Below are 11,906 nucleotides of genomic sequence, written 5' to 3'. Positions count from 1 at the left end.
GAATTCCCGATACGGGGGCTTAAAAATAAGCCGTTTTTGTTAGAATTGATAATTAGCCCTATTCAGAATAACTTCCTAAAACTGGACTTTAAAGGGTTATTTTTCCTGTAAAAACCTTTTCAGCTGGCCCAATAAGCCAGATATCACTGAATGAGCCATCAGGATTGGAATGAAATTTAACGGACAATCTACCTCCGAGGGTGTTAATTTTAATGTGGTTTTGGTGCTGCCTGGTGCCAAAGACAATGGCTGCAGCTGTCACTCCCGTGCCACAGGATAGTGTCTCATCCTCCACTCCACGCTCAAAAGTCCTGACAAAGACTTCATTCTCAGATAGCGGTTGAACAAAATTAACGTTTGTGCCGGCCGGAGCGTAGGTGGAATCATTTCTGATGGCCTTACCTTCTTCGAAAACAGGATATCCATCAGCTTTCTCAACAAATCGAATGTGGTGTGGAGATCCTGTATTCACAAAGAAATCTTCTGATTTGGAGGCAATTTCGTTGACATCGCCCATCAAAAGCTCTACCTGTTCCGCATTGAGTACTGCTTCATGTGGGCCATCGATGGCAAGGAATCTAGTTTTTCCATTTACAATCCCTAAAAAGGAAGAAAAGGCAACCGCGCATCGTGCTCCATTTCCACACATGCTTTGGCTTCCGTCAGCATTGAAATAGACCATTTCAAAATCAAAATCGGGGTGATTACGAATGGCAATCAAACCATCGGCCCCAATTCCAAACTTCCGGTCACAAAGCTTCCTGACTAAATCTAAGTTGTACAGATCAAATGTCGCTGCACGATCATCGATCATGACAAAATCATTTCCGGTACCCTGATATTTATAAAATGAAAGTTCCATGAAATCAGTTAAGCTAGGATTCGTTTCAAAAACTTCTCCAAGGCCACAAACTTAACCAAGTTGTCAGAAAATCAGACGAATTGTCTGATGCTCAAATTCCAATTTCGTCAGATAATGACTAAATTTCGCAACTAAATTGCAGATTGAGGGGTTAAATTCATGTATCTCTTTTGTCAATCAAAAAATATTTTCAGCCAGACAAGCCCTATTGACCGAAGTCAATCTTTTAAATTATAGGTCTAAACTGGCTATTTTAACTTGTAAAAATCAAATTTTAATCCAGTGAAGTCAGGCACGACCAATTGCAGCACAATAAGTGCTGTAAGTAGGATTGCATAATTTCACATGACCACTAAAATCATTCTCCTATGAAAAACGATAAATTATCCGCGAGCAGAAGATCATTCCTTTCGAATACAGCCAAAGCAGGCCTTTCCGTTGGACTTATTGGGACTTCATTGACTGATCTTCTCGCCAAAGGGATAACCATCCCATCTCAATTTCCATTTGCTACGGGATTTGGACAGACTCCACTTGCGTATCCATTTTCAGCTTTGGCACCGCATATAGATGCCAAAACGATGGAAATCCACTACGGCAAGCATGCCGCAGGATATGCGTCCAATCTGTCAGCAGCAGCCAAGGAAGAAAATGTAGACACCTCCAAACCTCTTGAAAATGTACTGGGGAACATTTCGAAGTATTCCGTAAAAATGCGAAACAACGCGGGTGGACATTACAATCACGAGCTATTCTGGAGCGTCATGAGTCCCAACGGTGGGGGAAAGCCTGAAGGAAAACTCATGGAAGCAATTGTAGCTTCGTTTGGAAGTTATGAGGAATTTGTTTCTCAATTTGAAACAGCCGCCAAAACCAGATTTGGCTCAGGTTGGGCTTGGTTGAGTGTAGGTTCGGACAAAAAACTAATCGTATCCTCCACCCCCAATCAAGACAACCCACTCATGGATTTAGCTGAGGTCAAAGGAACTCCAATCCTGGGACTTGATGTGTGGGAACACGCTTATTACCTGAATTACCAAAACCGAAGACCAGATTATGTTGGGGCATTTTGGAATGTGGTGGATTGGAAAGCGGTGAGTGAACGCTTCGCTGCAGCGGTATAACCTCACCCGCCAAAATAGAATCGCGAAAGGCCGGAATTCCGGTCTTTTTTCATTTATTTCGAGCCAAAATCAGGAAAATAAACCTCATGCAAGATCCCAAATCACTCACTTCCGTGGCCCTTTTTCACGAGACCTTCAAGCATCCTGTATTGGCAGAGCCAACTATTCCCTCCGAAACCCGATGTAATCTGAGAGTATCGCTTTTGGCAGAAGAGCTAAGAGAATTGGAAGAAGCAATTGAAAACAAAGATCTCGTCGAAATCGCCGATGCCCTCTGTGACCTTCAATACGTGCTTTCTGGAGCAATTTTGGAATTTGGTCTGGGCGAAAAATTCAAAGCGCTCTTTGACGAAGTTCAGCGCTCTAACATGAGCAAAGCATGCACCTCGGAAGAAGAAGCAAAAGCTACTGTCAAACATTACGAAGACAAAGGAACCCCCTGCTTCTATGAAAAAGAAGGGGATTTGTATTTAGTATTCAGAGAGGGAGACCACAAAACCCTTAAGTCTGTGGGATATTCTCCTGCGGATTTGAAAGGGATTTTGGAAAAGTAATTCAGAAGGATTCCTAGCCTCCAGAGGGGAATTATATTGATACTTAACCTCAACGATTTAATTCTAGCCAACTGAGAAGAAGTAGAAAAAGAAAGGCCGAGTAAATTCGGCCCTTCTTTTTACATAGCATTTATTTAGGTATGACCGTCACTTCGAGAGCATGGTAGACATTCCGTCGCGCCTCGAGTTCCTCGGTGAATTTTTTGACCCAATCGTCCTTCACCGCCTCACTGTAAGTCTTGACGATCCTTATACTTCCTACTCCTACCCGATAGACATAGGCCCCTCCTTCAATCGGGACATCTTCCACATTCTTATTTACTATACTTCCTCTGGAGCCATCCTGCCGAATCACTTGGAATTGAAATCCAGCTGGTTCGACTTCCGTCGAGAATTTGGCCTCAAATCCTCCATTGGAAATAGTGTACTCTACGCCGGTGGGTGACAGGGTCGTCTCCCTTTCTGAGACTGGAACCCAAATTTCCCATCCTGTGGTAAACTGAATTTTGTCCTCTATCACTATGACCGCAATATCCTGCCCGATTTTGGTTCGGTTGGGACCTTGTTTGATGTAGGTACTAACTTTGACTGTATCTACGGCATTGTCGGGAACACTTCCTGCTTTGACCGAAGCGAAATAGTTGACTTTGTTTTTGGAACTAGAGAAGTTCTTGCCTTCATGAATAGCATCAAATAAGTACCCATGCTTCCCAGTAGTGGACCATTCATATTCTATCACTTGCCCATCTGCTACCGAAGATTTGATGAAGGCCGTAAGCTCTTTACTGTTTTCCGGTGAAACTTTAGATTCTCTAGGTTCCAGATTAATTTCGATCTCCTGTGCTTTGATTTCGAAAACCTCAAGACTTCGGGAATTTTTGATGTCATGAACTTTGCGGGCGTAGTCTGATCCCTTCAGCATCAAATCAATCGTAGTCAGTATTTTAGCTTTTCGGATTGCACTTTGTTTGAAATCATCTAACCCAGGCTTGGGCAGATTCGCAGGGGCATTCTCCCATATTGTCTCCGCTGCAACCCTTGCCAGATCTTCGAGAAAGATTGACCCAAACTGATTAAGGCCGATTTGGAAGAAATCAACCACTGCCTCCGAAAGCTCTCCATTTTGGACTTTTTGATTGACACTAGGCATCTGGTCTAGGTATCCTGCCGTAGCTATAATCATAGCCTCCCAAAAGTCCTGTTGAGTTTTAGGTGCTCCTGTATTTTTGGAGGCGGTAGCCTTTGCAGTAAGTCCATCGGCAACCAAAGGCACCACAAAATCCAAAGTAAAAGTCAACAGCATGAGTTTGGTCCGTTCGGCTATTTCTTCTTGATTGAGATTTTGCCCTTCTTTTCCCATGCCTATGGCCCGCAACTGCCAAGTAGCTCCCTTTTCATTCACCTGAAGTGGAATCTCAATCGGGTCCGTGTTTACCCGGAAAGATTTTTCCGTATTTCCCAGGAGGTACTCATATACCGTACCGGAGAAACTGGTGATCCCTGTGACTACGGGTATTTCCACGATTTTGTCTGCACTTTTTTGATTACTTAATCCCGGAAATTCATTGATGGCTTCCTCTTTACCCGATTCATCTATTTTCTTGGTTTTGTAGAGAAATCCTGTGACTCGTCTTCTAAACGTGTTGGCTACTTCAAATTGACTGAGTCCGGTCTGATATACCTGCAAGCCACTTTTGATCGCCCCGTCTACTAGCAAGTCGGATGCTTTCGTCTCTTCGCTGATCCGGGCCTGCGGAAAATTAGGCTCTATTTCGCTGATCAATTCCCCCAAAAGTTCTCCTAAATTGGGATCAGCGAGGAAATAAGGGTCTTTTTGAAAAGCCTCCTCCACTAGGGATTTCCACTCCGGCCAAATCGGGAAAGTTTCTACCTCCGCAAAAAACTTGGGACCAAGCTCTGCTTCAAAAAAATTCCCTCCCAAGCCCCAATACAAAAGCGTCTTGGCGGTTGAGGTTAAGTCCAGCTTTAGCTGATCCGGCTCGATCAACCCTACCAAAAGCAAACGGTCCTGCTTATCCAACAAATATGCAAATGCCGGTTCGGAGGGAAATTTTACCACTTTGCCACTATTCTGAGCATCTAGCAAACTAGACTTATCCCAAGACCAAAGTGTAGATCCTGTGAGGTCTGGCTGGTTTCCCTGAGGAAATTCCACAGAAACGGAATAGGTATCAAACCCAGCCAATGGATCTGTGTTATCTGGCGTTTTTGGAAGGATTTCCTCTTCTGTACTACAGGAAAAACTCAAAAAAAGCCCAAGAAATAAGGTAGTAAGGATTCGTTTTTTCATGATCATTGGTGATTGAAAAAAAAATTATTATTTCCACAAAAGGTTGAGTCCGAAGGCAAACTGAAAGGTATCATCGGCAAAAATTCCAGGATGAGAATATATTTTCTCGTTAAGCGAGGTGATTTTCTTTCCAGTGACAAAGTTCACCTCAATATCAAAAGGCATTTTACCATCAGTGAGTTGGTTAGCCGGAATCAAAGTTCCGTACCCCCAGGAAAACCCTGCTCGGTTGCCTGTCACCCAAATGTCTCCGTCATCATCAATACCTGTGGGACCTTTTTCTGTAAAATATCCCATGCGGACAGCAATTCTGTCAAAAAACCAAGCCTCAGCCCCCACTCCAAAAGCAGTGCTATACTCGTGATCTGTGATAGTTTCGGGACCTCCTGGCAGGTAATCCTGAAACTGCAAATCCAGACGTAAATCTACAGCCTGCGGCCCTCCATCGAAATAGGCCTTTCCTGCTGTGAGACCGCTCTTTAACGGGAGCTGAAACGAATACCCTCCACCCAGTCTAAGGATGATAGGCAAGTACCCAAAATCCCTAGCATCCTGATACATCTGATTAGTCTCTCCCTGAAAAAGGAAATTGTAGAAGGAAAAAGCTCCATACAACCGTTGATTCTGTAGTTTTTCAGACTTAAATAGGTCCATGGATTTTTCATATTGAAGTCCAAGGCTTGGTACAAAATCAGCATTGGTTTTTTCTTCATTGATGGCATTTTCCTGCATCATATTGGCACTCAAGCCCACTTGCAAACCGTCTACTATTTCATAGGCAGCAAGAACGGATATGGCCCGCTGGGCAAAAAAATCCGTCTGGAAAGTTTGTTCAGCGATGATGGTCGTCCAGACAGGATCTGGGTTTTGATAGCTGAAATAGGAAAGTCCTACTGAGATTTTTTCTTTCAACTTGAACGCTCCCCCTACAAAATAATACCGGGAATCCGGACGGTAGCTGTGGCCATTGGCATAGTTGGCATAAGCCTGAACCGGAGCTTTGGAGCTTCCGATCGCCGCTGGATTGTAGAAAGAGTTTTCGATGCCCGACTTGGTAAGCGTGGTGAATCCCATTCCTTGCGCACGGGCACTGGTGGATTGATTATTGAACAGGCCAAAGTATCCTGGAGGATAATAATAACTGGTCTGAGAAAAGGCAGGAAAGCTGATGCTGACGATCAAAACTAAAAAGAGGAGCTGTTTCATTCCGAAAGTGGTTTTTATTACACATCGAAATCCCCCCAAAAAGTCATCAGTATTTTTAGAAAAATTATTCCAGTTTTTCCAGAATTGACTTTGCCTCTGGCCGGGTAGTAGAGGTCAATTGTTGTTTGGCTTTTTCGATTTCCCCGGTTTTCAGGTAAATCAAGCCAAGGTACCAATGGGCATCATCCTGAAATTCAGATTGGTCTGCTGATGCCACTTTGATCAAAAAATCTTCAGACATGGCATATTTTCCCAATTCTAGATTTGCCATACCTAGGAAATAAAGTAAGGAGTCTTTTTCAGGATTTTGGTCAAGGAGCGGCTCCCAAAAGCCCAAAGCCTCTTGGTATTTTCTCTCCTTGTAATCTACCATCCCTCGCTCAAATTCATAGGAATCTGTTCCTGACATGGCTGTAATTAAACCTGGATCAGCCTCATAGTAGGACTGAAAAAGTCTTTCATGAGATCCTTGAAATAGCTCTTGAAATCCCCACCAACTCACCATCACCAAGGCAAGCGAAGCGGCCACTGCCCACATCCAGGCGGGAATAAGTCGAAGCCGAGATGAATGGTTAGAAATGTTCTCCTGATGGATTTCATTCAGTTCGGATCGGATCAGATAAGTCTCCAGATTTTCTTGGAGAGATTGTACTTCCTGCACTTTCAGGTTCCAATTGGGGTCATTTTTTTCAAATTCCTGAAATGCCTGAGCCTGTTCATCAGTCAGTTTTCCTTCCAGCCAAGCTTCAATGAGCTCAAATTCAAAAGTAGATATCGAGAGGTCTTTTGACATTATGATTTCATCAGTTTACGGAGGGTCTCCATACAGCGATATTTGTTGTTTTTGGCAGTCTGGGCTGTCCAACCAAAACTTTGTGCAAGATCCTCGACAGACATTTTTTGAAAATAAAATCGCTTGAGCAATTCTTTGCAGTTTTCCCCAAGTTTTAAGAAACCTGCCTCCAGCTTTAGCATTTTATCCTCAAGATCGCCTGAATAGCTGTCATCTGATACATCCAAGGGGTAAGCATTGAGGGATTGTTCTCTCTTGAACTTGCTGGATCTCAACCAGTCCAGCCATTTGTTTTTAGAGATCTGAAACAGAAATCCCTTCATCGCTGAACTGTTCTGGGGAATAAATTCTCCTTTTTTTACTTTTTTCCACGCTACCAAGAATGCCTCCTGAAATATATCCTTGGCCTCATCTTCATCTCCGTTGTTTTTGAGGATGTAGTGCTTGACTTTGGGAAAGACCTCAACGTATAGTGCGGTCATGACCTTCCGTTCATTATCCTTGATTCCCCTGATGAGGTCTTCCTGTGATAACTGACTGATAGGATCTTTTGGCATGGTTGGCTACTTGCCAAAAAGATACTAGGAATTCATTTTATACCAAAGAAGCAAAGTGAGGAACTACTCAGAATTGATCTATATCCTGATATACCTCGGTATTCTTAGTTATTAGATTGACCATCAGGGCATCGTGCGCATTGGCAAAGGCAGTGTAATTGGATTGGGTGTAGTCGGCATTTCCATTGAATATCAAGGCTACTGCTATACCATTGGAGTGAAACATATATCCCGATCTCGTACCTGGAAGCGCTCCATAGAAATATTTGAACTGGTTGGAAACTGCAATTCCATTGGCAAAATTGGCGTTGGCTGATGATCCTTGGATAAATTGAGTGTAGAAAGCTGGCTGAAGGAGATCCGGGCGGGAAGGATTTCCATCGATCGCGGCTACAAATCGCAATAAATCCGGTGCCGAAGTCACTATTCCTCCATCCCCATCTCTTCTTTCGAGATTGAAGGTATATTCAAACCCTTTTAAGCCTCCTTGCCCATAGTATATCGCTTCATTGGGGTGTCTTCCCTGGACGCCATTTTTCCCCAGAACTGTTGAATTCATCTCTAGTGGGTCGGAGATGCGCTCTTTTATAAATTGAGCATAGCTTTTTCCGGATACTTTTTCTATCACTCTTGCTGCCACAAAGTAATTGGTATTGATGTACCAATATTGTGTTCCAGGATCAAAGTTAAGGGTGGCATTGTCCATCATCCAGTCAAAAAAACCTGCATTGGTTCTTTGTTGCTCATAGTCAATAGCATCCCGATTTCCTGCTACTACCCAACCTCCAGTAGTCATTTGGAGCAAATTTTTCACGGTAACCTGCTGCACCCGATTGGAATAAGGTTTGGACCCATAGTCGGTTCCAAGGATTCCATCCTGACCAAAAACTTTGTCATCCAAACTGATTTTTCCATCCTGGACAAGCATCATTACTGCTACTCCTGTGAATGTTTTAGAAATGCTTGCCACCCGCATCTGGGTTTTTGTTTCCATAGCTTTTCCCTGAGCCTCATCCGCCACGCCATAGGCTTTTTGATAGACTAACTTTCCGTTTTTTGAAATGGCAAGACTGGCACCGGGAATGTTATATTGGGATATAAAGCTTTCGATCTGACTGTCTATCGCAGTAATATCTTCTTGCTGAGCAGGAGGCTGTGGCGTCGAATCTGAATCCTTTGAACAGGCACCGTGCAAGACTAAAAGGGAGAGTATAGCGAATCTGTATACTTTTAAGAATGTATTTTTCATGATAGGAAAGTTTTTGGTCCTTACTCTCACATCGAAAAATCACTCACCTAGTCATCAGTTTTTGCGGATTTTTTTTTGATAAAGCCAAACTAACGCAGAAATAAAAATCCCAAAACCTATTAAAAACGGCCACAGGGATCGCTTGGGCTGCAGTGCCACTGGTTCAGGATTTCCCAATAGGATTAACCCTGACCAAAACGCTGGATCAAGCTCTCTCCCTTTGGCCTGTGCGATGTAGCGCAACTTGGCCATTCGTAGCGCTTCGTCTTTGGGGATCCCCTTTTCCAAAAAATCATAGAAATCAATTGCTATGGAAACGCTTGCTTTTTCATCGATTTTCCAGAGCCCCATCAGTAAGGATTTGGTACCGGAATAGTTGAAGGCATGAGCAAGTGAAATCATTCCTTCACCGGGTGAGTAGGAAGGCTTACCAGACTCGCAGGCGAGTAGTACAGCCAACTCTGAGCTCAAGTCTAACTCGTAGATTTCACTTGCAAAGAGTTCATTGGACTCCAGGGGATTTTCCAAAGACTTTGCAAATACCAACCTTGAATCTTCTGGGTTTACATTGCTTGAAATAGCGTGGGTGCCGATGTGTATGATCTTGGATTGGCCGGCCTCATTTCTGAAATTTTTCAATGTGGAGCCATTTTCCAAGAAGGTCCTTGATTCAAACTTAGCCGAGATTTCCTGAACCAGTCTTTGAGTAAATGGCTGGGGAATAAGCTTTAAGTAGTCCAAATCAAGGTATTGTTGATGCAAAAATGCCGCTCTGTAGGTTTGCTTCATTCCATCAAAAAATCCCGGCGCAAAAGCAATCAGCTGATCTTGATAGGCCCCATTCGCTTGTTCGTCCAAGAAGAGTAAACTATACTGATAAGAAAAACTATGGTCCTTGAGTAAAAAATGATCTGCCAATTCCTTCCAATTCTTAATCTGAACCTCCGTAAGAGTTTCAAAGCTCAGGTTGAACAGCATGCCATCTGGGATAATGGCTATTCGCTGGGTGCGAATCATCGGGTCAGCGGGTTTCCAAAGCAGATTGTACAGTTCATGCAGCAAGACTGGCTCAAATTTGTTACGGGAGGACTGGGTGGCCAAACTTTCAAGAGCCTCGTCTAGGGCGGGAGAATCCAGCGAAATCAAGTTCTTTTCACCCTGTCGGATCAGCAGCAGTAACCACTCCTTACCGACATTCAGGTATCGGAGATAGGTAATATCAGGATCCAATTTTAAAAAAACCCTGGCGAGGACATTTTCACTGGTTTCAAAATGAAGTTGAAAGTATTTAGGATAGTGACGCTTCAGTGTATCCAAGAAATCTGCCCACTCATCATTTGCTTTGGCATACGCAGAAAGATCTGTCGCGGATGGTCCCAAAGACTCCCTTAACTGCGCTTTGAGTTGTTCTTCACGTTTTATTATGCCAGCAGGTAATCCTCCGAATCGGACTTGTTGACTCTTTTGAAGGCGGGACCTGATTTGCCTGTAGCGGGCATGCTCATGGTAAGCAAGCATCCGATCCAAATAGATGTCTTCGCCACTCAATTGGTACAGTTCCAACTCTATTTGCTCAAGGAAATCAAAATATTCTTTGTTCAAATCAAGCTGAATACTGACATCGGAAGGTTCATAAAGAAAATCAGACTGTGAATCGATAATTTTCAGCCCTTCGCGAAGCTCCTGCTCGATCGATTGGAGAAGCGTTTTATCCGCTTTGCCCAGCTGATATCTGCTTCTATTTCGGATCAATATCGTCTGGGGTTTCTGAAATATCGCTTGTAATGAATCTTTGGGGCTTTTGCTGCGAGCCACCAATTGATTCAACTGGCTGAATGCTTCATCGGTAAACTTCAACGCCCGGCCATACTGTTCCCCCAATTCGTAAATCGAAGCCTGGTTGATGGTTTGATTGAAGTCTAGCTGAAGATTGTCTGAGTCCAAGTCAGCCAGGTAATTTCGGGCAAGCTGTGACAACTGAATGGCCTCTTCGATATTTTTATTTTCCGCTAAAAACTTGCTGAAGTTTTTCAAAAAGCCGAGGTAAATCACATCATATGACCCTTCAAGCTCTTGGTCAAAAATCGATTTGGCTTGGCGATAGAGTGAGTCAGCCTTTTCTTCATTCTGCAGGTAATCCTCCATCAGCGCCAATGTGTGGGTCGCATCTCCTTGCCAATACCTACTCTCCTCATCCAGGCTCTGCATTATCCGCAGCCCTTCATGTAAAAAATTTCGAGCCTGATCGACCTGCAGGAGACTAAAGTAGATTTGGCCTAAGAGAATCCTTGATTTTGCAGTTTCCAAATCCTGACTACCAAACTCCTCATATTTTCTTTGGAAGGAATATTCCAATAATTGTTTGGCCCGATGAAAGGACCCCAGCTGCTTGTATAGCCCTGCCAGGTTGTCTAAGGATTTGAAATACCCAAGTAAAACTTTTTGATGTTCTATTGGCTCCAATTCAGTTGCCAGGTATTTCTCCTGGTATTCAATAGTCAAATTCATCGATTGTTCTGCAGCTTCAAAATCACTCTGAGCCATCTGAACCCCTGCCAAGTTGTTTGCAATGATGCTCTTACGGAAAAATCGATTTTTGGGTGTAGGTTCAAGTTGATCGATTGCCTCGATTGCCTTTTTGTAATAAAATGAGGCCGAATCCAAATTGGAATTGAAATAGGCGATATTTCCCAAGTAGCTATTTGCGAAATATACATTTTCGGGATCAGCTACTGAAAGATTAAGACTCAGGACTTGATCCAGGTGTTTTTTGGCCGCTGGCAGATCCATATTCCTAATCGCCAAAGCTCCCAGATTCAGGTAAAGATCATTGATGATTTTTTCGGGTTTGGGAGATTCTTTTTCAGCCCAGTCTAGTGCTACTTTGGTCTGAAGGTATGCTGCGGAGGCATTTCCAATGTATTCATACCAATTGGCAAGACTCCTAGCTAAATTTCGTCTGAATTTTGGAGTGGGGGATAAATCTTCCCAACGCTGATAGGTTTTTAGAACTCTTTGTTCTGATTCCTTTTTTTCGAAATTCGCCTGAAGAATGCGACTATATAGATCAAAATAGTCAGGCAAGCTATCAAATTGCCTTTGGCGGATCAATTCATCAGTGAATTGATTGATTTCCTTCAAAGCCTGGGAGTTTGTGCCGGATTCAAGCATTTCCTCCCACTTCGCTTTTTTGTCTAATGATTGACCCAAAGCTGCTGATCCTAAAAAAAAGAAAGACAGAAAAAAGCAT

General features: G+C 43.3%; 9 protein-coding genes. 2 read left to right on the top strand and 7 right to left on the bottom strand.

Features of this window, described 5'->3' with window-relative positions; all coding sequences use genetic code 11:
* Positions 1–88: 88 nt before the first annotated feature.
* Complete coding sequence (dapF, locus tag DK188_RS00885) at positions 89–862, bottom strand: diaminopimelate epimerase (RefSeq protein WP_111668897.1); 774 nt, start codon at positions 860–862, stop codon at positions 89–91.
* Between the two features lie 368 nt (positions 863–1,230).
* Here dapF and DK188_RS00880 point away from each other — a divergent pair, with 368 nt between their 5' ends.
* Together DK188_RS00880 and DK188_RS00875 are read left to right on the top strand one after the other, a co-directional pair.
* Positions 1,231–1,986 (top strand): superoxide dismutase, encoded by a 756-nt coding sequence (locus DK188_RS00880; RefSeq protein WP_111668896.1) that lies wholly within the window; start codon positions 1,231–1,233, stop codon positions 1,984–1,986.
* 86 nt (positions 1,987–2,072) lie between these two features.
* Complete coding sequence (locus tag DK188_RS00875) at positions 2,073–2,540, top strand: pyrophosphohydrolase domain-containing protein (protein ID WP_111668895.1); 468 nt, start codon at positions 2,073–2,075, stop codon at positions 2,538–2,540.
* 130 nt (positions 2,541–2,670) lie between these two features.
* On the opposite strand, the gene DK188_RS00870 is transcribed toward DK188_RS00875, so the two are convergent.
* The 6 genes from DK188_RS00870 to DK188_RS00845 form a co-directional block, all read right to left on the bottom strand.
* Entirely contained in the window at positions 2,671–4,851 is a 2,181-nt protein-coding gene (locus DK188_RS00870; RefSeq protein ID WP_157963136.1) for a hypothetical protein, read from the bottom strand.
* 27 nt (positions 4,852–4,878) lie between these two features.
* A complete protein-coding gene (locus DK188_RS00865) occupies positions 4,879–6,057 on the bottom strand; it encodes a PorV/PorQ family protein (protein ID WP_111668893.1) in 1,179 nt (392 codons plus the stop codon).
* 64 nt (positions 6,058–6,121) lie between these two features.
* Positions 6,122–6,850 (bottom strand): tetratricopeptide repeat protein, encoded by a 729-nt coding sequence (locus DK188_RS00860; RefSeq protein ID WP_111668892.1) that lies wholly within the window; start codon positions 6,848–6,850, stop codon positions 6,122–6,124.
* Positions 6,850–7,407, bottom strand: a complete 558-nt coding sequence (locus DK188_RS00855; protein WP_111668891.1) for an RNA polymerase sigma factor — start codon at positions 7,405–7,407, stop codon at positions 6,850–6,852. The genes DK188_RS00860 and DK188_RS00855 overlap by 1 nt, the downstream gene beginning before the upstream one ends.
* Before the next feature lie 67 nt (positions 7,408–7,474).
* Positions 7,475–8,656 (bottom strand): serine hydrolase domain-containing protein, encoded by a 1,182-nt coding sequence (locus DK188_RS00850; RefSeq protein ID WP_111668890.1) that lies wholly within the window; start codon positions 8,654–8,656, stop codon positions 7,475–7,477.
* A gap of 54 nt (positions 8,657–8,710) precedes the next feature.
* Positions 8,711–11,797 (bottom strand): CHAT domain-containing protein, encoded by a 3,087-nt coding sequence (locus tag DK188_RS00845; RefSeq protein WP_198672949.1) that lies wholly within the window; start codon positions 11,795–11,797, stop codon positions 8,711–8,713.
* Positions 11,798–11,906: the final 109 nt, after the last annotated feature.

The sequence above is a fragment of the Algoriphagus litoralis genome (genome assembly GCF_003259255.1).
Classification (GTDB): Bacteria; Bacteroidota; Bacteroidia; order Cytophagales; family Cyclobacteriaceae; genus Algoriphagus; species Algoriphagus litoralis.
Note: the sequence above shows the minus strand (reverse complement) of the source record. Positions and strands in the feature narration are given on the sequence as shown.